Origin of the sequence: Sphingomonas sp. (genome assembly GCF_041661825.1) — a bacterium.
GTDB lineage: Bacteria > Pseudomonadota > Alphaproteobacteria > Sphingomonadales > Sphingomonadaceae > Sphingomonas.
In genome coordinates this window covers 1,132,034-1,154,833 of sequence record NZ_JBAZTU010000002.1, presented here as the reverse complement: position 1 = coordinate 1,154,833, position 22,800 = coordinate 1,132,034, and the positions used below count along the sequence as shown (strand labels likewise).

Genomic DNA, 22,800 nt, shown 5'->3' with positions numbered 1-22,800 from the left:
TAGCTGACCAACCTCCGCTCCCCACGAACAGTCACCCGAAAGCCGGCAGTCGGCAAGCGGACCAGTTCCAGCCGCGGAGTTGCATCTGAACCAACGTCCGGCACCAGGAGGCGGACAAGTCGCGACGAGCGTCCGAATGTGGGCCCGTTCGTATCCACTGGTTGGCCGAACGAATGGCGGCCTCTCGGATTTGTCACCCAAAAGCTGCCCGGCAGAGAACGGCCGAGCCCTCTTCCGGGCCACGCCTGCGCATGTCTATAGCTGACGCCACCCTGTTATCTCACTGTTATTGGCCAGGAACAGGACAGCGCTCGGCCGCCCGACATGGCCTTCCCCAGTGCGCTCTGAATCATATACTATACAATCCGATTGCGCGCCGCGACGACTCATGCATATCTCCGCGCCTGCCGGCGCTTTCGCGTCGTCTGACGCTCCTGGTGGACCTTGGGCGTTCTCATTCGCGCTTGTGAAAGTGACTATGACGACTCCTATCAGCCGCCGCCAAGCTCTCCTGTCCACCGCTGCCGCACTCGCCGTCGCCCCTTGGGCGGCCCGTGCCGAGGCGCAAGCCGCGCTGACCGGCGGCACGGCTGCGGAGCCCCCCAAGCCGGCCGCGGACACTGACTGGATCGGCTATGGGAATGATCTGGCCTCCACCCGCTATGCCGGGCTGGACCAGATCGACGCCTCGAACTTCAACAATCTGGAGGTCGCCTGGCGGTTCAAGACCGACAATTTCGGGGCCCGCAAGGACTCCTATTTCAACGCCACTCCCACCGTGGTGAAGGGCCGTCTTTACGGAACCGTCGGTTCGGAACGCTATCTGGTCTGCATGGATGCCGCCACCGGGCAGATCATCTGGACCTACCGGCACGACGAGAAGGGCCGGCTCGGTGCCCGCGGCGGCTCCGGCTGGGGTGTCGGCTATTGGACCGACGGAACGGTCGAGCGGATCCTTTACGTGACCCGCAGCTATCAGCTGATCTCCATCGACATCGCCACCGGTCTTCCCGATCCTGCATTCGGGACGGGCAACGAGGTGAATCTGCGGCTCGATTGGGATCACGAGGTCGATCCCAAGGCGCCGGTCGTCGGGCTTCACGCCCCGCCGCTCGTGGTGAGGGACACCGTCGTCATCGGGACGGCGTCCTCCTCGACCGGCCCCGGCTATCTGCGCGGCTTCGACGTGCGCACGGGCAAGCGGAAATGGATCTTCCACACCGTGCCGAAAAAGGGCGAGTTCGGCTACGACACCTGGATCAAGCCGGGACAGGCCGAGACGGCGACGAACACCGGCGTGTGGGCGATGATGTCCGCCGATCCCGAGCTCGGCCTTGTCTATGCCGGGGTCGAACTGCCCCAGGCCGACTGGATGGGCATAACCCGTCACGGCGATGCGCTGTTCACTGAAACCCTGGTCGCGCTCGATATCGAGACGGGGGAGCGCCGGTGGCACTTCCAGACCGAACATCACGGGCTGTGGGATCGCGACATCGCGTGCGCGCCGGTGCTGATGGATGTCCGCCAGGGCAGGAAGGTGATCAAGGCGCTCGCGCTGCCAACCAAACAGGCGTTCCTGTTCGTGCTGGACCGCGCGACGGGCAAGCCGGTCTGGCCGATCCGCGAGGAGAAGGTGGCGCCCGGCGACGTGCCCGGCGAATATTATGCGCCGACTCAGCCCGTGCCGTCGCGACCGCCCCCGTTCGATCACCAGGGCGTTACGGTCGACGACGTCATCGACTGGACGCCGGAGCTCAAGGCACGGGCGCTCGAGATCATCGGCCATTACCGGCTTGGCGGGCTCTACAGGCCGCCCACCATCGCAACCCCTGAAGGGCCGTGGGGCACGCTGATGACGCCCGAGAACCAGGGCGGCGCGAACTGGGCCGGTGGCGGCTGCGACCCGGAGACCGGAATCTTCTATCTCTATTCGAAGACAGTGCTGCAGAATTACGCGATCAAACAATTGCCCAACGGGCGCCTTGTCCCTGGCGGCAGTACGTCGCGCGGTACCAACGACAATATGGGCGGAGCCTTTGGCGGATCGGCGAACCCGGGCGGTCGTTCCGGGCTCGGCGGGCCTGTCTTGCCCAACGTGAAGGACGGCCTGAACGACCCGATCACGCCCGACCTGCTCACCATCGGCGGCATGCCGATCCTGAAGCCGCCCTATGGTCGGATCACCGCTCTGGACCTGACGCACGGAACGAAGCTCTGGCAGGTCGCCCACGGCGAAACGCCGGACTTCATCAGGAACAACCCGCTCCTCAAGGGCGTGACCATCCCGCGGACCGGGCAGTCCGGTATCCTCGGCGTGCTCGTGACCAAAACCCTGGTCATCTGCGGCGACAGCGGCCAGTTCACCGACGAGCAGGGACGCAAGGCGGCGCGGTTGCGCGCCTATGACAAGATGACGGGGCGTGAAGTCGGCACGGTCTTCCTCGACCAGGCGCAGACCGGCTCGCCGATGACCTATATGCTCGGCGGCCGTCAGCACATCGTGGTGGCCAGCGGCGGTTTCGAGGGCGGGGAGTTCATCTGCTACCGCCTGCCGGCACCGCGTGCCGCGGGGGCGCCGCCGCGAGTCGAAGCGCCCCGCCCTCCGATCACGGACTGATCGGGGAAGCCCACCGCGTCGTCGATCGATTCAACGATCCGGATCGTCAGATCATGAGAGCGGGCCGGAGTCTGACGAGACTCCGGCCCGCTCTTTCTCATGACGGTCGCGGCAGTCTTGCCTCATCCGTCCCTGCCACTGCGAAATTGCCCCGTTAACAGCGGAATTAACAGCGGAAGCCCGCGCTGTTTCGTGTGCATTTTCCGCTGTTATGCCGGAACAGGGAAAACGCCATTCAATGCATTGAGAGATGTGGAAAATATCTCCAACAAAGTTGGAAATAACAGGGGAAGAAAAATGTTGTGCTGTTTCGCCTCCGTAACCACCCACTCCGGCGGCGATTTGGCGGGAGTCGGGGCAACGGACCGCAAGATCGCGCGTTTGCTGCTACAGGCGGTTTGAAAGCGAGGGGCGACGATCTCTCGCGCCATCGTCGGGAGGACATATGTCGGCGCATTCCCATCTATCGCGGCGATCGACCTGCGGGCTCACACTAGCGCTGTTGCTTGCCACGACGGCGTGCGGCGGTGGAGGAGGCGGCACCGGCGGCGGTTCTCCCACGCCCACGCCCGCTAATAGCCCACCCAGCTTCACCTCGGCGGCGACCTCCAGCGTCGTCGAGAACGCCAGCGACGCCTATCAGGCGGCCGCGACCGATCCGGACGGCAACCCGCTGACCTACAGCATTGCCGGCGGCGCCGACGCGGCGCGCTTCTCGATCACCGCGGCCGGGCTGGTGCGGTTCGTGTCGCCGCCCAATGTCGAGGCGCCGGCCGATGCCGGGCAGGACAATGTCTATGACGTGCAGATCGGCGTCACCGACGGGCAGGCAAGCGCCACGCGCTCGGTCGCGATCACCGTGACCAACAGCAAGGAGGGCATCCAGGTCCGGCGCGTCGGCACCGGGTTCAACCAGCCGCTCTATGTCGCGCCGATCCCGGGCGACACCAAGGTCTTCGTGGTCGAGAAAGGCGGCGCCGTGCTGACGCTCGATCCCGCGACGGGCGCCAAAACACCCTTCATCACGGTCGGCAACATCTCGACTGACAGCGAGCGCGGCCTGCTCGGTGTAGTTGCGGCTCCCGACTATCAGACCTCGGGTTTCATCTATGCCTATGCGACCAATGTGGCGGGCAATATCGAGGTCCGCCGCTATCGCCGTGGCGCCGGCGGCGCGACCGTGCTCGATGCGACGATCCTCACCATCCCGCATCCGACCAACAGCAACCACAATGGCGGCTGGCTCGCCTTCGGGCCGGACGGCTATCTCTGGCTCGCGGTCGGCGACGGCGGCGGGGCGGGCGACGTGCCGAACAATGCCCAGAACACCAATGTCCTGCTCGGCAAGATCCTGCGCATCGCGGTCAATCCGCCCGGTGGCGGTGCGCCCTTCTACACCATCCCCGCCGACAACCCGTTCGCGGGCGGCGCGGGCGGCGCGCCCGAAGTCTATGCGTACGGCCTGCGCAACCCGTTCCGGGCGTCCTTCTGGGGCAACAATCTGCTGATCGGCGATGTCGGGCAGGGCGCCTGGGAGGAAGTCGACCTGCTCCGTCCGCAGGACAAGGGCGGCAATTACGGCTGGCGCTTCCGCGAGGGCGCGCATGCCTTCAACGGCACCGCGCCGGCCGGGCTGATCGAGCCGGTGCTCGAATATGGCCATGGCACCGGGCCGAAACAGGGCAACACCATCACCGGCGGCTATGTCTATCGCGGCCCGGTCGGGTCGCTCACCGGCTCCTACGTCTTTGCCGATTTCATCCGCGGCGGCATCTTCACCGTGCCGGCGAGCACGCTCACTCAGGGCACGACGCTCGGCGCGGCCGGCTTCGAACGCCGCAACGAGGATTTCGCGGCCGATACCGGCACGATCAATCAGCTTGCCTCGTTCGGCGAAGATGCGGCGGGCAACCTCTACCTCGTCGATCTCGACGGCGAGATTTACATGGTCACACCAGCCTGATCCCGGTCAGCGACAAATCCTCCAGCGCGGTGCCGTAATAGCTCGCCACGCGATTGGCATAGGCCTGGTCGAACAGCGGCGGGTTGGCGGCCCAGCTCGGCCCGCCTTCGAGCACCTTGCGATCGATCGTGACGAGATAGATGTCGGCTGCCGGATCATAGGCCAGCAGACTGAAGGGCAGGGGGTAATAAGCCTTGCCCATGCCCAGGAAGCCGCCGATCGTCAGTACGACATAGGCGGTCTGCCCGGTCCGCTTGTTGATCAGATACTCATGGACCGAGCCGACCTTGTCACCCTCGCGGGTCTTCACCCTGATCGTGTCGCTGCGGTTCGAATGCGCGAGCAGCTGAACGGGCTCATCTTTGGACATCGTCATTCCTCCAATCGGTCAATCCTCGAGGATCAAACTCGTCCGCTTCGTTTCCGGGAGCATCAGGAATGCGATCGTCGCACAGAAAAGGATCGCGGTGACGTACCAGTAGAAGGCGGATTCAACATGCGCGTTCTTGAACCACAGCGCGACATATTCCGCCGTGCCCCCGAACGCCGCATTGCCGATGGCATAGGGGAAGGCAACGCCCAGCGCCCGGATATGCGCCGGGAACAGCTCCGCCTTCACCAGCGCGCTGATCGAGGTGTACGCCGACAGCAGCATCAGCGGCCCCAGGATGATCGCGAAAGCGACCAGCGGATCGCGCGCCACCGCCAGCGCGCTGAACACCGGCACGGTGACGAGCATGCCGCCCACCCCGAACAGCAACAGCATCGGCTTGCGCCCGAACCGGTCGGCAAGCATGCCGAACACCGGCTGAGCGAGCATGTAGACGACCAAAGCCGCGGTCATCACCTGGGTCGCAGTCTGGATCTCGAACCCGCTCGTATTGACCAGGAATTTCTGAAGATAGGTGGTGTAGGCGTAGAAGGTGCAGCTCCCGCCCGCGCTGATCACGATGACGAGCAGGAACTCGCGCGGGTGTGCCTTCCACAAGGCGATCAGGCCGGATTTCGGCCTGTCGGCCGACTGGTTCTCGAACGAGGCGGTCTCGGCGAGGCGCCGCCGCAGGATATAGACGCCCAGCGCCAGCACCGCGCCGAAGAAGAAGGCGAGGCGCCAGCCCCATTCCGACATCTCCGCCTTGGTCAGCAGGGTCTGGAGCAACAGCGTGACGGCGAGCGCGGTGAGCTGCCCCCCGATCAGCGTCACATATTGGAAGCTCGACCAGAAGCCGCGCCGCTCGCGCGTCGCCATCTCGGAGAGATAGGTCGCGCTCGCCCCATATTCGCCGCCGACCGACAGGCCCTGGATCATGCGCGCCAGTACCAGGATGACGGGCGCCGCCACCCCGATCGCGGCATAGCCCGGCACCAGCGCGATCATCAGCGAGCCGAGGCACATCAGTCCGACCGACAGCGCCAGCCCCGCCTTGCGGCCATGCGTATCGGCATAGCGCCCCATCCAATAGGCGCCGATCGGACGCATGACGAAGCCGACCGCGAAGATCGCGCTCGTGCCCATCAACTGCGCGGTCGGATCGCCCTTGGGAAAGAAGGTCGCCGCGAAATAGAGCGACAGCGAGGAATAGGCGTACCAGTCATACCATTCGACCAGATTGCCGGCCGATCCGCCGACGATGGATTTCAGTCGCTTGGCATCGATCGCCATGGTCTCGTCTCTCCCCATCCGCGTCGTTGCACGGCCCGGCGGCAACAGAGGCGAATTCGCCAGGCGATGCAAGACGGGCGGTTGAGCCGCAGGACCGCTTCGCGCATAGAGAGGCGAATGCGTCTGCTTGCCCTCCCCCTCTCCCTCATGGCCGCGCTGATCGCCCTGGCAAGCTGCGTCGGGCCGACCCCGCCGCCCCGGCCGGCGCCGAGGCCCGTTCCCACGCCCGTCTACACGCCGCCGCCACCGCCCGCGCCCAGGCCGACCGCGACGCCGGTCGGCAAGGACTGGCGCGACTGGCCGATGACGCCGGGCGACTGGATCTATCGCCAGGACGGCCGCGGCTCGATCGCGCTGTTCGGCGTGCCCGGCGCCGACGCAGTGCTGACGCTCCGCTGTGACCGCGCCGCGAACACCCTCTATCTGTCGCGCCAGGGCATCGCTGCCGGGCCGGTGGCGATGACGGTCCGTACCTCGACCGCGCTGCGCACCCTTTCTGCATCGCCGACCGGGGGCACGCCACCCTATGTCGCGGTCGCGCTTCAGCCGCGCGACGGCTTGCTCGACGCGATCGGCTTCAGCCGCGGACGCTTTGTGCTGGAGCAGGCAGGGTATGCTCCGCTGGTGGTGCCCGCCTGGGCCGAGATCGAGCGCGTGACCGAGGATTGCCGGCGCTGACGGGATAAAGTCCCGGCCTCGCGCGTTTTCGCGCTGAGGAGAATGCCATGATCCGAAAGCTAAAATCGGGCGAATACCGCCTCTATTCGCGCAAGGTCGATCCAGACACGCACAAGCGTCGCAACCTCGGCACCTTCGACACCCGCGCTGCCGCCGAGAAGCACGAGCGCGACGTTCAGTATTTCAAGCGGCACTGAAGCGGGAGGGGCTCTGCGCAGGGCGTTCCCCGGGAAGCGGCGCAGGCGGAAGAGAATCGTCGAAAACGCAGAACATTACAAGACTTGTTTATGTGATTCGGATGATTCAAACAGGGGATGTACTCAGGCCTGGGTACGGCGTTTTAACAATGCGAAAGGAGGTGATCCGATGTCTCATGGTTCAGCAATGGGGTCGGTTCAGTTCGTTCGGGGGACGCACCGCTAGCTTTATCGGGATGACGGCGGGGGGTATTCTCCCCCAGACAACGCTGCCGTCTATCGAAGCTGCGGTTCGCATGGTCTCCCGGGCTGGAACATCCGGCCGCTGACCATGTCAGGAGGTTGCCGGGTCTGCGGACCCGGCAGCCTCTTTTCATATCCGGGCCCGCCAGGGCCTTGCCGCATCGTCAGGCCAGGCGCAGGAAGCGGTCGCGATGACCCTTACCCCTCGCCTGTTCACGCTCACCTGGTTCTCGCGCCTCCGTCGACGGCTCCGTTCCAGCGAGGCGTGGTTCATCGTCCTCGCCATCGTGATCGGCGGAGCGGCCGGTCTGCTGACCGCGGCGCTGGGGGCGATCGCCCGAACCCTGCAGCATCTGCTTTTCGGCCTGCCGGCACTGACCAGCCTGAGCAGTCTTTCGGCGCTGACGCCGCTGCAATTCCTCCTGCTGCCCCTGGGCGGGCTGATGCTCGCCGGCTTCACCTGGATCACGCGTGCCCGGCGGCGAGCGATGGTCGACGCGGTCGAGGCGAACGCCCTGCATGGTGGCCACATGTCGTTATCCGACAGCCTGGTGATTTCGGGCCAGACGGCAATCTCCAACGGCTTCGGCGCGTCGGTTGGGCTCGAGGCGGGCTATGCCCAGCTCGGCGCGGCGGTGGGCTCGGTCGCGGGCGGGGCGTTGCGACTGCGCCGCGCCGATCTGCGCACCCTCGTCGGTGCGGGAGCAGGGGCGGGGATCGCGGCTGCGTTCGGCGCGCCGCTCGCCGGGGCCTTCTACGCCTTCGAGATCGTCATCGGCGCCTATACGCCATCGGCGATCGCGCCCGTCGCGGCGGCAGCGCTGGCCGGGGCGAGCGTGTCGCAGGCGCTCGGCATCGCACCCTATATCGTCTCGGCAACCGCCAATGTCCCAGTGCCGACGGTGGATTATCTGCTTTACGCCTTGCTCGGCGCAATCTGTGCAGCGCTCGGCATCGCGTTGATGCGCGCCGTCGCCGTGGTGGAGGCCGGGATGCGCAAGCTGCTCGTCCCAGGCTATCTGCGCCCCGCGATCGGGGGCGCGTTGTTGATCCCCATCGCGATGGTGTCGCCGCAGGTCCTGTCCTCGGGGCATGGCGCACTTCATCTCGATCTGGCGATCGGCTTTCCGCTGGCCCTGATCGCCATGGTGCTGGTGGCGAAATGCCTCGCGTCGATCGTGTCGCTGGGCTTCGGATTCCGCGGTGGACTGTTCTTCGCCTCGCTGTTCATCGGCACGCTGGTCGGCCATCTGTTTGCCGGCCTGCTGGGGCTGGTCGCCGGACGTCCGCTCCTTACCCAGACTGACGCGGCGATCGTCGGCATGGCCGCGCTGGCGGTCGCCGTGGTCGGCGGGCCGATGACCGTCGCGATGCTCGTGCTGGAGGCGACTCACGATTTCTTCCTGACCGGCGCGGTGGTCGCGGCATCGCTGGTCGCGAGCACGATCGTGCGCGCCCGCTTCGGCTATTCCTTCTCGACCTGGCGACTCCATCTGCGCGGCGAGACGATCAAGAGCGCACGCGATGTGGGCTGGGTGCGCACGCTCACGGCCGGCCGGATGATGCGCCGCGAGACCCAGGCGACACCCGCCGATATCAGCATCGTCGAGTTTCGCCGCCGCTTCCCGCTTGGCTCCGCCAGCCGCGCCGTCCTGATCGAGCCGGACGGGCGTTACGCCGGCATCCTCGTGCCCGCCACCGCCTATGCCGAGGGTGTGGACGAGCAGGCGCCCGCCCGATCGCTCGTGGCTTCGCCCACCGCACCGCTCGCGCCGGAGGCTGATATCGTCGCGATCATGGCGCGCTTCGACGCGGATCAGGTCGATGAACTGGCGGTCGTCGGCCCGGACGGCGTCGTGCTGGGCGTGCTATCGGAGAAATTCGTGCGCCGTCGTTATGCCGAGGAGCTTGAAAAGGGGCAGCGCGACCTGTTCGGGGAATGAACCGCGCGCCACACGATCCCTGCTTGTGACAACGTGCGCTGTGTCGCATGATTTGGGCTCGAACGGGAAAATGGGGGTCGGGTAATGCGTGCTGTTGCCGTGAGTTTGCTGCTGTCGGCCGCGATCGCGGCGCCGGCCTTCGCTCAGACCGCACCCAAGGTGGAGGAGCAGTCGATCGACCAGCTCCAGGCGCTGATGGCGGGCGGCACGACCAGCGAGGCGATCGTCCAGGCCTATCTCGCGCGGATCGCGGCGATGGATCGCAGCGGGCCGACCTTGCGTTCCGTAATCGCCGTCAGTCCCGACGCGATCGCCCAGGCCAGGGCCAGCGACGCTCGGCGCAAGGCGGGCAAGGCGCTGGGGCCGCTCGACGGCGTGCCCGTGCTGATCAAGGACAATATCGAGACGAAGGAGCTGCCGACCACCGCTGGCAGCCTCGCCCTCAAGGACAATCTCACTGGCCGCGACGCGCCGGTTGTCACGGAACTGCGCAAGGCCGGCGCGGTGATCCTCGGCAAGACCAATTTGTCCGAATGGGCGAACATCCGCTCGACCAATTCGATGAGCGGATGGAGCGCGATCGGCGGGCTGGTGCGCAACCCTTACGCGCTCGACCGCTCCTCCTGTGGGTCGTCGAGCGGATCGGGCGCGGCGGTGGCGGCAAGCTTCGCGCCCGTTGCTTTGGGCACCGAGACCGATGGATCGGTGGTCTGCCCGGCCTCGATGAACGGGCTGGTCGGTCTGAAGCCGACGATCGGGCTGGTCAGCCGCACGCATGTCGTACCGATCAGCCATAGTCAGGATACGCCGGGCCCGATGGGCCGCTCGGTCAAGGACGTGGCGATCCTGTTCTCGGCGATGGTCGCGGCCGATCCGGCCGACAAGGCTACGAAGGACGCCGCGAAATACCGGGCGGATTTCACCAAGGGACTGTCCGCCAACGCGCTGAAAGGGCTCCGCATCGCGGTGCTGCGGCCCGACATGCCGGAGGCGATGAAGGCGCCGTATGACGCGGCGCTCGCGGTCCTGAAATCGGCCGGCGCGGTGCTGGTCGATGTCGAGAAGCCCAAGCTCGACGGCATGGGCGACGCCGAGTTCGACGTGCTCAAGGTCGAACTCAAGGCCGATCTCGACGCCTATCTCGCGGCCACGCCCAAGACGGTGACGGCGCGCACGCTCGATCAGGTGATCGCGTTCAACGAGGCCAACAAGGCGGCCGAGATGCCGTTCTTCGGGCAGGAGATCTTCATCGACGCGGCGAAGACGCGCGGGCTGGCCGATGCCGAATATCTAGGCGCGCGCGCAAAGTCGTTGCGGCTCGCAGGCGCGGAGGGCATCGACGCGATGCTCAAAAAGGCGAATGCGACGATCCTGGTAGAGCCGACCTATGGCATTCCATGGCTGAGCGACAGCGTGTCGGGCGACCATTTCACCGGCCCGAGCGCGAGCGAGATGCCGGCGATCGCGGGGTATCCGCATCTGACGGTACCGATGGGGCTGGCCAAGGGATTGCCGATCGGCCTGTCCTTCATCGCCACGGCTTATGGGGATCAGGCGGTGCTGAATGCGGGTTACGCCTATGAGCAGGCGAGCCATGCGCGCGTTGCGCCGAAATACCTCCCGGTGGCGGATGTGGGGCCGGGGCTGGAGGGCGCCTCAAAATAGCGCCCTAAAAAGCCCCTCCCCTTCAGGGGAGGGGTTAGGGTGGGGCAGCTCGCAAATGCAACGCTGGATGGTTAGCCGGAGGCCCCCACCCCCAACCCCTCCCCTGAAGGGGAGGGGCTTAAGAAGAGCGAGCGTCCCACCTCTTCGCAAACCCCGCCTGCCACAACAGCAACAGCGGCACGACGCCAAGCTCCATCGCCAGCCCGAACACATGCCCTTTCGATGGCACCCCCACCGCCACCAGCGACACGACCCGCGCCAGTCCGCCCGCGACTACCAGCGCGCCGAGCAACCGAAACCGCGGCCCCTTCGCCTCGATCCCGGGCACGCAGGTCGCGAACGCCACGCCCACTGCGAAGAAAATCCCCGAAATATAGCGGAAATGGCTGTCGAGATCGGTCGGGATCTCCCGCGCATGGCCCAGAAACCCGGGTCCGAACAATATGCTCTGCCCACCGGTGATAAGCGGTACCAGGCACGCAATCGCCACCACCAGCTGAAGCGCCCGCTTCTCGGCAGCGACGGTCAGCGCCGGTTCTTTTCGAGCAGCTCGGGCCGGATATGGATGGCGGTGAGCGACATGCGCACTTCGATCAGGAAGGCGGCGAGCGCGGCGATCAACAGGATCATCGCGAGGATGAACGACAGGGCGACCACGGTGCCGATATGCAGCCGGGCCAGTTCCGCCACGAACAGGAGGGCGACGACGAGACAGGTCATCACCGCGCTCGACACCGCCATCACCAAAGCTGCGTTGATCACTGACATGCGCTTGTCGAGCAGCCGCAGCTCCCAAACATGCCGGTCATGCTCGGGCCCAGTCGAACGCGGGTGAAGCGCCTCGACCTGGCGCGCGCGATCCACCACCCGCGATAGCCGCCCGGCGAGCACGTTAAGCAAGGCGCCGATGCCCGCGAGCATGAACACCGGCGAAAGCGAGAGCTGGATCGTCTGGGCGATCGTCGTGACGGCTGGCGAATATTCCACAGGCGCGTTGTGGCGGCTTCCCGCGCGAGGGGTCAAGCGCGAACCGGATGGTAACGGATGGCGTCGTAACAACCCGTCCATGACGAAGCCGATGCTGCTCGCCGAATTCACGCGCCTGCCGCCGGCGACGCGCGCGATCGTGCTCGACGGACTGTCCGGTGCGATCGACCTGGTCGCCGAGGCAGCGCCCGAGACGCATCGCTTCCTGCGCTATCAATGGTTCGCCGCGGCGCTTGCGGCTTATGGCGGGTCGGCCCGCACGATCCTGGTCGAGCGCGACGGCGATCCGGTGATCGCGCTGCCGATGATACGCTTCGGCCCCGCGCCCGCGCGGCTGGCAGCGGTGCCCGGCTGCTACTGGCCGTTCCGCAGCTTCCCGGCAAACGCCGATCCGGGTGAGGGCGCGTTCGATGCGCTGCTCGACCGCCTGGGCCAGGAAGTGAATGCGCTCCGGGTCGGGCCGGTCTGCGACGGCGATCCTGCGCTCGAACCTTTGCTCGCGGCGGCACGCACCAAGGGCTGGGCGACGCTCGATCGCTTCGTCGCCGACAGCTACATTCTCGATATGGCGGCGGCCAATGCCGATGGCGGCTGGCCACGCAACTCGACCCTGCGCAAGAACCGCTTCCACGAAAAGCATCTGGGCGATCACGGCGCGCTCGACTGGGAGTTCCTGCAGGGCGCCGAGCTCGCCGCCGGCGGTTTCGACGCGCTTGCCGCGATCGAGGAAAAAAGCTGGATCGCCGCCCGCACCGACGGGCGCGACGCGAAGTTCACCACGACCGGCCACGGCGCCTTCTGGCGCGCTGCGGCGAGCGATCCGGTGCTGGCAAAGATGCTGTGGGCAGCCCTGCTCACCGTCGACGGCGCGCCTGCGGCCTTCTCGTTCGACGTGAATGCGGGGGCGCTGAAATATGCTGTCGCCAATAGCTATGATCCGGCCTTCGCCAAGCATTCGCCGGGGAAACTCCTCTATTACCGCAACCTCGTACGCGCGATGGCGGACGGGATCGACACGGTCGACTGGGGCGCCGGCGACAGCGGGTACAAGCGCGTGATCGGTGCGGCGAAAGGCCCGGCGATCCGCGATTGGCTGCTGGTGCGGCCGGGGCTGCCGGCGCTGTTTGGCCGGGCGCTTCGCGGCATGTGGGAACGCAGCGGGCAGCGCCCGGCAGCGCCCGTGGTTGACGAGGTTTCGTCCGAACCGGTATAAGCCGCACTCCAATCGGAGTGGTTATGTCTGGAATTGTCGCCCGCTGATCGCCTGATCGGGACCTGAGGTCCCGAGCCCAGGCGTCGTGCGCAGCCACCGCGACCTCCTGCGGGAGAGGCCGTCGATCGGCTGTGTGGGCTATCCCTTGGCAGGGACCGACACTTCCCATGAATATCTCGAAATACGAACAGCGCGTGCTCCACGCGCTGGCGCAAGGCGGGCGCATCGTCCACCGGCGCGACGCGGAGACGAGCCGTATCCTCGCGGTCGATTGCTTCACCCGCGACGGCTATGTGCTGGCCGATTGCACCGTGCCGTTGTTCCGCAAGCTCAAGCGGCGGCGGCTGATCGCGAGCCTTGACGGCGGGCCCTATCGGGTCACGCGGCTCGGCCTTGCGGCGGTGCGGGCGCAGCTCGACAATCGTTGAACCCGGGGCCCGGCATGCGTGCCGGGCTCCTAACCTCGCTCGACCCAGGTCGAGATGGCGCGCCCATCATGCGCCGCGCCGATCGTGATGGTTTCGCCTGGCTCCACCGACACCGGCGCATCAAGCGGCGTCATGGTAAGCCCGGAAAAGAAGACTGCGCCAGGCTCTGGCCGCGCTTCGATCATCGTTTCGTCATCGAGCTCGAGCCTGATCCACCGCGCGATGGTGTTGGCCTCGCCTGCGAGGATCGCGCGGCAGGGGAGAATGCGGCGGTCCGAGGGTGGAAAGCGCTCCTGCGCGAAATCGAACCGAAAGAGTTCGACCTCTTCCGAAACCAGGTCCACGCCGGCTGAACCGATCGGCCGCAGGATGCTGGTCGGCACGAAATCCGCCATCGGGCTCAGGTCGAACCCACAGGCCGCGTCGATATGTCCTGCGCGCGGATAGTCCCGCCAGTCCACCAGCGCCGCACACAGGCTCGCCGCCATCGGTACGGCGGGCGCGCCGGGTGCGAGCAGCCGCTGCCGCGCATCGGCGATCGCGCCGAGCGGATCGAAATCGAGCAGCCCGTCGGCAAAGATATCGCAGACCAGCAGGTCGGCCGGCCGATCCAGCTCCTTGCCGATCGTCAGTGCCTGGGAACGTTTGGCGACGACCTGAATCCGGTCGGCATAGCCATTACGCGCGGCGAGGTCGCGCGCCATCCCCGCAGCGACCGGGTTATATTCGCAGGTGACGACCTTTGCCGCGCCCGCCCGCGCCGCCATCAGCGCGAGCATGCCGGCGCCGGTGCCGATCTCGAGCACCGTCATGCCGGGGCGGATCGCCCGCCGCAGCGCTGCGTCCCAGGCGGCATTGCGCCGCGCATCGTTCATCATCGGCACATGATAGCCGGGGATCAGCGACGCCAGCAGCCGCCGGCCGCGCACCAGGGTTGCGGGATCGTCGCGCCCTAACGCCATTGCCTCCCGCGCGAGATCGGCGGCGCGGCGGGGCGCCTTGCGCGCGGCGACCATCTCCGCAAGGCCGATAAGATTGTACGGATAATCGGGTCGCTGCTGGAGCGCCGCGCCGATGGTCGCGATCATCCGCTCGATCTCGTCGCTCACTCGGCTACCCCCGGACGGACGATCCGCCGCGCTTTCCTTAGGTCAGGGCGGGCGCTTGCGGAAGCGAAGCGTGTGACAACGTGAGCCAGAACAATTCTCTTATCTTGCATACAACTAGCACCAAAATGGGGGTGTTGTTAAGGTTTCCGAAGGGGATGTGACGGATAATCCGTGATTGGGAGGGGCGCTGTTTGGTGCGAAGGGCGATGGGCGTCCTTCACGCTGGTAGTGATGCTGGACAACATCGCTCGATAAAGGGTGCCCCTATGCTTGATCATTTCGATGACGGCGAATTGACGACGATCTCCTTCTCCAATTCTCCGCCCCCGCCGCCTGAGCGGCGTCAGAATTTGCGTCATGTGACGGTGCTTCGCGTCGCCAAGCTGCAGACGCCGCGCAGCGAGGAGCTGTGCCTGGTTCGCAATATCTCGGCGGGCGGCCTGATGGCCCATATCTATTCGGAGCTGAACATCGGCGAGCCGGTGAGCGCTGAATTCAAATCCGGCCAGGCGGTTTCCGGCCGGGTGCTGTGGCGCCGCGACGGCCTTGCCGGCATCCAGTTCGACGAGCCGGTCAACGCCGCCAAGGTGCTTGCCGACAGCCACGATTATGCCCCTTCGTCGCAACAGCCGCGCGCGCCGCGCGTCGGCATCGACGTGAAGGCGCGGATCCGCGTCGGCGCCCGCTATCATGCGGTGACGCTCTGCAACATCTCGCAGTCGGGCGGTCGGGTTTCTCCGGGAGAGCCGCTGGAGACCGGGCAAAAACTGATCCTGATGCTCAACGGCCTGCCGCCGATCGCCGGATCGGTCCGCTGGTCCGACGATGAGCATGCCGGGATCGCATTCGACAACCCGATCGCGTTCGAGGCGCTGGCGCGCTGGGTGCCGACGATGCAGGCGCAAGCGCGCAAGCGTCAGCTTGCGTCGAACAACGATACGCCGGACGAACGCCGCGCCTGAAAACCGGAGGCTTGCACCGGCCTCAGCTGAATCCTGGCAACACCCGATAGATCCATCGCGGCTCATAGGTGCCGAACGCGCGCCGCCAACGCCGGGCCAGGGCGTGCCGGCGCCTGAAGCCGGCCGGTGACAAGGAATCGTTCGTGTTGGGTACGCGGCCCACCAGCTTCTCCGTCGCGAGCCCGGCAAAATACTCATTCGCCGGCCGCTCGACAAAACCGCCATCGGCGAGATCGAAGATCTGGAAGTCGGCCCCGTGCGAACCGGCGTCATTGATATAGAAGACTGGCCGACATCCGCGCCGCACGCAGGTCAGCATGATCGCGGGGCGATTATACGCGGATTGGTTGACCGGAGAGCCGTGCAGCAGCGAGCTGTCGAAGACCAGCGCTTCGCCAGCACGCATCGGGACGGCAACGGCCCGCTCCTTCAGCTCTTGCTGGAACCGCCCCTGATAGCCCTTGATGCCCGGGCCGTTGACGTGCCGGACGAGCCGGTGGCTTCCGGGCACCACATGCAGGCACCCATTGCTTTCGTCGACATCCACCAGCGGGCACCAGATGGTGATCGCCAGGCCGTCCGGATCCTCGGTCAGCGTCCAGTCGGAATGGAGGCCCAGCGAGCCGGTACCCGGTTCCTTTATCAGAATTCCGGCCGTCGCGATCTCGAAGCCGTCGAGCAGACGGTCAATGTGCGGGGCAGCGGCATCCCGGGCGACCGAAAAGGTTCTTGCGCGGTAATCGGCGTCGGAATCGAGCGCGGTCGAATGATAGGTCAGGGGCTGGCCGACGATAGTCGAGGGCGGAAACGCCGACGTGCGAAGGGCCGACAACGCCTCGAGCAACGACGCGACTTCCGCCTCATCGAGAAACGGTACGAGAGCCGAACCGGTCCGGATCAGATCGTTCTGGCTCTGGGCGTCCAGCAGAACCGGTGCCGGCATCAATGGATCTCCAGGGCGCGCTGAAAGCAGGCGGCGACCGTTGATAGGCAGGGAGCCGGCTCCCCGCAACGTCCGCGGTTCTTTCCGCTATGGGTGAAACCTAAGGATGCGGCCATCGTTTCACCCCGATGAAATGTCTTCCCGTCTTCACGGTACTCGCCGTCGCGTCGATCTTTGGCGCCTGTTCGCCCGGACCGGGTAATTCGAATGCCGGCGCTCCCGCCGTCAACACGGCGGAAACCGCCATTGTGCCGATCGCCTCCCCGTCGCCGCTCGCGACGGAAAATGTCGCGGGCGAGACTGCTCCGACACCCGCCTCGGCAAGGGTGATCGGGCTTGCCGGCCTCGGCGATCTCCGGATCGGCGAACCGGCGCCGAAAGGCGGGACATGGGGCGAGCGCGGTGCGCAGACGGGGGACGCCTGCCGCACCGTCACCTCGCCCGACTATCCCGGGGCCTATGCCATCGTTGCCGACGGCAAGGTACAGCGCATCACCGTCGGCCAGCGCTCGGACGTCAAGCTCGCGGAAGGGCTGGGGGTCGGTGCGACCGAGAAGGACGTGAAGAAGTGGTTCGCGGGCTTCCGCGAGGAACCGCATAAATATGAGGACGCGCCCGCCAAATATCTCACCGCGCCCAATGCCGCGAACGGCAGCTCGGCCCTGCGCTTCGAGATCGGGCATGATGGCAAGGTCAAGCTCATCCATGTGGGAACGATGCCGGTTCTGGGCTATGTCGAAGGGTGCGCCTGATCGCCTCGCCGCGCTGACGGCTGCTAAACGCGCGTGTAGCGAAAGTACCAGACCTCATGGCCCTGCCGCCGCGCCTTGCGCTCGTAACGGGTTTCGGGCCAGTCGTCGGGCCGCGTCAGGAAATCGCGCGGGTGTTGCGCCTGCCAGACGAAATCGGTCCGCGCGTTCATCACCATCATCGACCAGCGGCAATAGGTCGGGTCGTCAGTGCCCAGCCGGAATTCGGCACCGGGCTTCAACTTGCGCGCGATCAGGTCGAGTGGGCCGTGATTGACCATTCGCCTCTTGGCGTGCCGCGCTTTCCGCCAGGGGTCCGGATGGAGCAGATAGACCCGGTCGAGCGAGGCGTCGGGCAGCCGCTCGATCACATCGAGCGCATCGCCCATATGCAGCCGGACATTCTCCAACTCGCCGTCGCGCACATGGTTGAGCGCGCCGACCACGCCGTTGAGGAAGGGCTCGCACCCGATAAAGCCGGTGTCGGGCCGCATCGCCGCCTGTCCGGCGAGATGCTCGCCCGCACCGAAGCCGATCTCGACCTCGAGAGAACGGTCATCACCGAAGAGTGTCCGCGCATCGATCGTCCCGGTTTCGGGGACGCTGATCTCCGGCAGCAGCTCTTCGACGAGCGCGGCCTGGCCGAGGCGCAGCTTGTGCCCCTGGCGGCGGCCATAGAGGCGGCGGATGGTGGTAGGGTCGTTCATCGCCGGGCGGAATAGCCGCGCGGGCCGCCGGCGCAACCCTCCAAACGAAAAGCGGCGCGGCTCCATCAGGAACCGCGCCGCTTTTGCGTGGCTTGGTGTCGGGCGCCTTAGGCGACCGCTGCCTTCAGCTCATCGACCAGATCGGTCTTTTCCCAGGTGAAGAAGTCGCCGTCGGGCTTGCGGCCGAAATGACCATAAGCAGCCGTCTTCTGGTAGATCGGTGCGTTGAGCTTCAGGTGCTCGCGGATGCCCTTGGGGGTCAGGCGGACCAGCTTCGGCAGCACCTCCTCAAGCTTGGCTTCCGAAACGGTGCCGGTGCCGTGCGTGTCGACATAGACCGACAGCGGTTCGGCGATGCCGATCGCATAGCTCAGCTGGATCGTGCAGCGGCGCGCGAGGCCGGCGGCGACGACGTTCTTCGCGAGGTAGCGCGCGACATAAGCGGCCGAGCGATCGACCTTGGTCGGATCCTTGCCCGAGAACGCGCCGCCGCCATGCGGGGCTGCGCCGCCGTACGTGTCGACGATGATCTTGCGGCCGGTGACGCCCGCGTCGCCGTCAGGGCCGCCGATTTCGAAGCGGCCGGTCGGGTTGACGTAGATCTTGGTCTCTTCGTCGACGAAACCCTCCGGCAGCACTTCCTTGAACACGCCGACAACATAGTCGCGAAGCTCCTTGTAAAGCTCCGGACTGCCTTCGGTGCCGTCGTAGAAATAGCCGGGCGCATGCTGGGTCGAAACGACCAGAGCGGTCGCGCGGACCGGCACTTCGTTGCGATATTCCAGGGTCACCTGGCTCTTCGCGTCCGGCTCGAGGAAGGGCACCACCTTGTTGTGGCGGTCATGCGCCAGCTTCTCGAGGATGCGGTGCGAATAATAGAGCGTGGCGGGCAGCAGGTCGGGGGTCTCGTCGGTCGCATAGCCGAACATGATGCCCTGATCGCCGGCGCCTTCGTCCTTGTTGCCGCTTTCATCGACACCCTGCGCGATGTGCGCGGACTGGGCGTGCAGATGGTTTTCGAACGAGAAATTCTCCCAGTGGAAGCCATCTTGCTCGTACCCGATCCGCTTCACGGTGGCGCGAACCGCTGCCTCGATCTCTTCCTTCGCGCCGGGCGCCCATTCGTGATTCTCGAACACGCCCTTGCAGCGGATCTCGCCGGCCAGCACGACCCGGTTGGTCGTGGTCAGCGTCTCGCACGCGATGCGCGCATAGGGGTCCTTGGACAGGAACAGGTCGACCACCGCGTCGGAAATCTGGTCGGCGACCTTGTCGGGATGGCCTTCGGAAACCGATTCGGAGGTGAAGAGAAACGAAGCGCGCATCAAATCTACCCTTGGCTAGGGCGGCCCCGGGCATCCGGAAACCGCATATAAAGCTTTCCTTATATGTGCGCCCTAGCGAGACGATCGGCGGAAGGCAACGGCCAACAACAGCATCGCCGCTGCGACGAGGCACGCCGCCCAGTTGCCGAGACGAGAGAACAGGGTCGGCGTGGCTGCCTGAGGCATGGGCAGTTCGATCGTGCCGGCCTTGTGGAGCGGGAGGCTGCCGAGCAGCCGGCCGTCGGCGGCGATCACCGCGGAGATGCCGGTGGGAGTCGCCCGAATGATCGGCAACCCTTCCTCGATCGCGCGCAACTGCGCCTGGGCGAGGTGCTGCGGCGGGCCCCAGCCACCGAACCACGAATCGTTGGAGGGGTTGAAGATCACGCCGGGACGGTGCGCTGGGTCGACTATCTGGCCGGAGAAGATGATCTCGTAGCAGATGTTCATGCCGACATTGCCGAAGCCGGGCAGGGCGATGGTGCGCGGTTTCGGGCCGCCGGCGAAATCGAGGTCGCCGGGCACGAGGCGCTGTAGCCCGAAAGCGGTCAGCAACGGCCGGAGCGGCAGATATTCGCCGAACGGCACGAGATGCGCCTTGTCGTACCGCGCGAGGATCGAGCCGGTCGAATCGATCGCGAAGATCGAATTGGTCCCGGCCTTGAGGGTGCCCGCGGCGTCGAATTGCAACGCGTTGCCGCCGCTCAGTACCAGGTCGCGCGGGCCGAGCAGGGCAGCGATGCGGCGGCGGGTGACGCCGGGTAATCCGCGCCAATAATATTCGGCGGGGTACCCGTCCTCGACGAAGAAGCGCAGCGCACCTTCCGGCCAGACGATCAGGCGTGGGTTCTCGCGATGCGGCCCCGCCTCCGCTCCCTCGAACGCGCGGAGGCTGTTCTCGGCATAGTCCGGTGTCGGCCGCTCCTCCTCGCCGAGGTTGGTCTGGACGATGCGGACATAGGGATAGTCTTTGGGTAGCTGCGGCGCCGTCATCTCCAGATGGAGTCCCGACACGGCAAGCAGCGCGAGCAGGGCGAACGTCGCTGCCGGCACGCGCCGGCGCCCTGTAAAGGCGAGGATCAGCGTTCCCGCGACCGCGACCGTCAGGCCGGACAGGGCATAGGTCCCGGTCCATGCCGCGATTCGCGCCACGCCGAGCAGCGGCACCCAGATCGCTGCCAGCGGGTTCCATGGAAAGCCGCTGAGCATGGTCGAGCGCAGCCACTCCGTGACGATCCACGCCGCACCGAAGACGAGGACAAAAGCGATGCCAACCCGCGGCGTCGCGTCACCCGCTGCGCGGGGACTCGCCAGGCGCCAGGCAAGTCCGGCAGCCAGCATCGGATAGAGCGCGAGATACAGCGCCGACAGCAGCACGCCGACATAGCCGAGCCAGTGCGGCATCGCGTCCTGATAGATAAAGGGATGCTGGAGCCAGTTGATGCCGATTGCGAATTGCCCGACCCCGAACAGCCAGCCGCGCAACAGCGCCGGTTTCAACACGGGTGCCTCATGGATCAGCCACAGCCACACGGCAAAGCAGCCAAGCGCGACCGGCCAGAGACCGAGCGGGGCGAATCCGGTGGCGGACAGCGCGCCGAGTATGAGGGAGAGCAGGGCAGGGCGTGCCGTTGCCGCGCGCCGCAATGCCTGAACCTGGTTGTCGAGCAAGATCTTCCCCACTTCCGTCATGCCGGACTTGTTCCGGCATCCACCGGACCGCAAGTGCTTGGGCCGTCCGTATGCGGAACGGTGGACCCCGGAACAAGTCCGGGGTGACGAACGATATGGATTGGCGTTATGGCTCGCCCATGACGCTCCGCCCGTTCCATCTCGCCTTCCCCGTCCACGACATCCCCGCCGCCCGCGCCTTTTACGGCGAGGTGCTGGGCTGCCCCGAAGGCCGCAGCGCCGAATCCTGGGTCGATTTCGACCTGTTCGGCCACCAGATCGTCGCGCATCTCGATCCGGCGGCGAAGCCGGTCGCGGTGGCGAACCCGGTCGACGGCCATGACGTGCCCGTGCCGCATTTCGGCGTGGTGCTGGACATGGCCGATTGGGAAAAGCTGGCCGATCGCGTGAAGGCCGCCGGCATCCGCTTCGGCATCGAGCCGCATGTCCGCTTCAAGGGCCAGGTCGGCGAGCAGGCGACGATGTTCTTCCTCGATCCCAGCGGCAACGCGCTCGAGTTCAAGGCGTTCGCTGATGACGCCATGTTGTTCGCGACGTAAGGATCAGGCGATGAACGATCCGATCACCGTCGATATCCCCCACAAGCTCGGCCTCGCCACGGCGCGCGCCAAGATCGAGAAGGGCATCGGCAAGCTGGCGTCCTTCGTGCCCGGCGGCGTCGTCACCGAGCATCGCTGGGAGGGCGACACATTGATCTTCACTGTCGAGGCGATGGGCCAGCGCGTCGCCAGCCGGCTCGACGTGATGGAGACCAAGGTCCACGCATCGTTCGATCTGCCGCCGATGCTCCGCCTGTTCGCCGGCAAGATCCGCGACAAGCTGACCGAGAGCGGGAAGAAGCTGCTGAAATAGGGCGGGGCCCTGGCCCACCCCTATCGTTCGCCCTGAGCTTGTCGAAGGGCCGCTCTTCTCCCTTGCCGCGCGATGAAGAAAAGAACGGTGCTTCGACAAGCTCAGCACGAACGGAAATGGGTGTTCCGCCCAGGTTTCCTCAATCCTTCTCGATCCGGATCACTCCGATCCGCAGCAATTCCTCGGCACTGCGCGCGTAATTGGTCAGCATGCCCTCCAGGAACGGCTCCAGCCCGCGGTCCTGGATGACGCCGACCGGCAGGGTCACGCCGCCGCGGACATCCTCGATCAGCAATCCGGTCTCGATCATCCGCGCCACATGCCGTCGCACCGTCTCGCGCGGCAGGCCGCTCGCGGTCGCGATGGCGTTGCGCGAGATCGGCACGACCCATTCGCGCGGCAATATCTCGGTCCCCGCCAGGTTCTCCGGGATGCTGCGCTCACGCATCAGCCGCTGGACATTGGCGACCGAGACCGTCGAATAGATCAGCAACTCGGTCGGCCCGACCGGCGTAGCCGCCGCCAGCGTGCGGTGCATCGTCAGGAACAGGTTCATGATCGAGGACACGGCGACGCGCCAATTCTCCCCCATTTTCGCTGGGTTGGTGACGACACGTTCACTCATCGGCATGCCCCTTCCGGTAAAATGGCCGGGACGGCCCTGCTACCCGTAATGGGTAGCACCGTAATTCTCCTAAACTATCGGTCAGCCCGTAGGAAGCTATACCGACGCGGCGAGAAGAGATCGGAATTGGCGCTGAGGGTGCCATATCTGGTTTGGGAAGGAGCGCGAGCGGCGAGGGGCCGTGGACGCGCGACACGGGCTGCGGCGGTTTCGGGGGGAACCGGCCGCAGCCCGAAACC

General features: G+C 66.1%; 22 protein-coding genes. 12 read left to right on the top strand and 10 right to left on the bottom strand.

Annotated features, from left to right (window positions below; genetic code table 11):
- The first annotated feature begins 478 nt into the window (after nt 1-478).
- Together WC729_RS12650 and WC729_RS12645 are read left to right on the top strand one after the other, a co-directional pair.
- A complete protein-coding gene (locus tag WC729_RS12650) occupies nt 479-2,617 on the top strand; it encodes a PQQ-binding-like beta-propeller repeat protein (RefSeq protein WP_372853181.1) in 2,139 nt (712 codons plus the stop codon).
- Nucleotides 2,618-3,119: 502 nt separating this feature from the next.
- The gene (locus tag WC729_RS12645; protein WP_372853179.1) at nt 3,120-4,580 is read left to right on the top strand and encodes a PQQ-dependent sugar dehydrogenase; all 1,461 of its coding nucleotides are present in this window, start codon (nt 3,120-3,122) and stop codon (nt 4,578-4,580) included.
- Here WC729_RS12645 and WC729_RS12640 read toward each other — a convergent pair.
- Nucleotides 4,567-4,950, bottom strand: coding sequence for a PRC-barrel domain-containing protein (locus tag WC729_RS12640; protein WP_372853328.1), 384 nt, complete (start codon nt 4,948-4,950; stop codon nt 4,567-4,569). The two genes, WC729_RS12645 and WC729_RS12640, sit on opposite strands and share 14 nt — an antisense overlap.
- 18 nt (nt 4,951-4,968) lie before the next feature.
- Complete coding sequence (locus tag WC729_RS12635; protein WP_372853177.1) at nt 4,969-6,243, bottom strand: MFS transporter; 1,275 nt, start codon at nt 6,241-6,243, stop codon at nt 4,969-4,971.
- Nucleotides 6,244-6,360: 117 nt separating this feature from the next.
- Here WC729_RS12635 and WC729_RS12630 point away from each other — a divergent pair, with 117 nt between their 5' ends.
- From WC729_RS12630 to WC729_RS12615, 4 genes are all read left to right on the top strand, one after another.
- A complete protein-coding gene (locus tag WC729_RS12630; RefSeq protein WP_372853175.1) occupies nt 6,361-6,921 on the top strand; it encodes a hypothetical protein in 561 nt (186 codons plus the stop codon).
- 47 nt (nt 6,922-6,968) lie between these two features.
- The gene (locus WC729_RS12625) at nt 6,969-7,118 is read left to right on the top strand and encodes a hypothetical protein (protein WP_372853173.1); all 150 of its coding nucleotides are present in this window, start codon (nt 6,969-6,971) and stop codon (nt 7,116-7,118) included.
- Nucleotides 7,119-7,552: 434 nt separating this feature from the next.
- Nucleotides 7,553-9,304 carry a chloride channel protein gene (locus WC729_RS12620; protein ID WP_372853171.1) on the top strand — a complete coding sequence of 584 codons (1,752 nt, stop codon included), beginning with the start codon at nt 7,553-7,555 and terminating at the stop codon, nt 9,302-9,304.
- Between the two features lie 84 nt (nt 9,305-9,388).
- A complete protein-coding gene (locus tag WC729_RS12615; protein WP_372853169.1) occupies nt 9,389-10,969 on the top strand; it encodes an amidase in 1,581 nt (526 codons plus the stop codon).
- A gap of 118 nt (nt 10,970-11,087) precedes the next feature.
- Here the strand turns inward: WC729_RS12615 and WC729_RS12610 are convergent, their stop codons facing one another.
- Both WC729_RS12610 and WC729_RS12605 read right to left on the bottom strand, forming a co-directional pair.
- Complete coding sequence (locus WC729_RS12610) at nt 11,088-11,459, bottom strand: DUF4345 domain-containing protein (protein WP_372853167.1); 372 nt, start codon at nt 11,457-11,459, stop codon at nt 11,088-11,090.
- Nucleotides 11,460-11,494: 35 nt separating this feature from the next.
- Nucleotides 11,495-11,956, bottom strand: coding sequence for a DUF2721 domain-containing protein (locus WC729_RS12605; protein WP_372853165.1), 462 nt, complete (start codon nt 11,954-11,956; stop codon nt 11,495-11,497).
- A 79-nt stretch (nt 11,957-12,035) separates the two neighbouring features.
- Between WC729_RS12605 and WC729_RS12600 the strand changes: the two genes are divergently transcribed.
- Both WC729_RS12600 and WC729_RS12595 read left to right on the top strand, forming a co-directional pair.
- Complete coding sequence (locus tag WC729_RS12600) at nt 12,036-13,169, top strand: GNAT family N-acetyltransferase (protein ID WP_372853163.1); 1,134 nt, start codon at nt 12,036-12,038, stop codon at nt 13,167-13,169.
- 167 nt (nt 13,170-13,336) lie between these two features.
- Nucleotides 13,337-13,597, top strand: a complete 261-nt coding sequence (locus WC729_RS12595; protein ID WP_372853161.1) for a YjhX family toxin — start codon at nt 13,337-13,339, stop codon at nt 13,595-13,597.
- A 29-nt stretch (nt 13,598-13,626) separates the two neighbouring features.
- Here the strand turns inward: WC729_RS12595 and WC729_RS12590 are convergent, their stop codons facing one another.
- A complete protein-coding gene (locus WC729_RS12590) occupies nt 13,627-14,706 on the bottom strand; it encodes a 50S ribosomal protein L11 methyltransferase (RefSeq protein ID WP_372853159.1) in 1,080 nt (359 codons plus the stop codon).
- A 266-nt stretch (nt 14,707-14,972) separates the two neighbouring features.
- Between WC729_RS12590 and WC729_RS12585 the strand changes: the two genes are divergently transcribed.
- Nucleotides 14,973-15,668, top strand: coding sequence for a PilZ domain-containing protein (locus WC729_RS12585; protein ID WP_372853157.1), 696 nt, complete (start codon nt 14,973-14,975; stop codon nt 15,666-15,668).
- Between the two features lie 22 nt (nt 15,669-15,690).
- On the opposite strand, the gene WC729_RS12580 is transcribed toward WC729_RS12585, so the two are convergent.
- Nucleotides 15,691-16,611, bottom strand: a complete 921-nt coding sequence (locus WC729_RS12580; RefSeq protein WP_372853155.1) for a phytanoyl-CoA dioxygenase family protein — start codon at nt 16,609-16,611, stop codon at nt 15,691-15,693.
- 128 nt (nt 16,612-16,739) lie between these two features.
- Here WC729_RS12580 and WC729_RS12575 point away from each other — a divergent pair, with 128 nt between their 5' ends.
- The gene (locus WC729_RS12575; RefSeq protein ID WP_372853153.1) at nt 16,740-17,363 is read left to right on the top strand and encodes a hypothetical protein; all 624 of its coding nucleotides are present in this window, start codon (nt 16,740-16,742) and stop codon (nt 17,361-17,363) included.
- A gap of 23 nt (nt 17,364-17,386) precedes the next feature.
- Here the strand turns inward: WC729_RS12575 and WC729_RS12570 are convergent, their stop codons facing one another.
- The 3 genes from WC729_RS12570 to lnt form a co-directional block, all read right to left on the bottom strand.
- Nucleotides 17,387-18,067, bottom strand: coding sequence for a tRNA (guanosine(46)-N(7))-methyltransferase TrmB (locus tag WC729_RS12570; protein WP_372853151.1), 681 nt, complete (start codon nt 18,065-18,067; stop codon nt 17,387-17,389).
- 107 nt (nt 18,068-18,174) lie between these two features.
- Nucleotides 18,175-19,392: a methionine adenosyltransferase gene (gene metK, locus WC729_RS12565; RefSeq protein ID WP_372853149.1), complete on the bottom strand. Its 1,218-nt coding sequence runs from the start codon at nt 19,390-19,392 to the stop codon at nt 18,175-18,177.
- A 72-nt stretch (nt 19,393-19,464) separates the two neighbouring features.
- Nucleotides 19,465-21,084, bottom strand: coding sequence for an apolipoprotein N-acyltransferase (gene lnt, locus WC729_RS12560; protein ID WP_372853147.1), 1,620 nt, complete (start codon nt 21,082-21,084; stop codon nt 19,465-19,467).
- A 119-nt stretch (nt 21,085-21,203) separates the two neighbouring features.
- On the opposite strand from lnt, the gene WC729_RS12555 reads away from it, so the two are divergent.
- A complete protein-coding gene (locus WC729_RS12555; protein ID WP_372853326.1) occupies nt 21,204-21,623 on the top strand; it encodes a VOC family protein in 420 nt (139 codons plus the stop codon).
- Between the two features lie 10 nt (nt 21,624-21,633).
- The gene (locus WC729_RS12550; protein WP_372853145.1) at nt 21,634-21,936 is read left to right on the top strand and encodes a polyhydroxyalkanoic acid system family protein; all 303 of its coding nucleotides are present in this window, start codon (nt 21,634-21,636) and stop codon (nt 21,934-21,936) included.
- Nucleotides 21,937-22,075: 139 nt separating this feature from the next.
- Here WC729_RS12550 and WC729_RS12545 read toward each other — a convergent pair whose 3' ends face one another.
- The gene (locus tag WC729_RS12545) at nt 22,076-22,561 is read right to left on the bottom strand and encodes a hypothetical protein (protein WP_372853143.1); all 486 of its coding nucleotides are present in this window, start codon (nt 22,559-22,561) and stop codon (nt 22,076-22,078) included.
- Nucleotides 22,562-22,800: the final 239 nt, after the last annotated feature.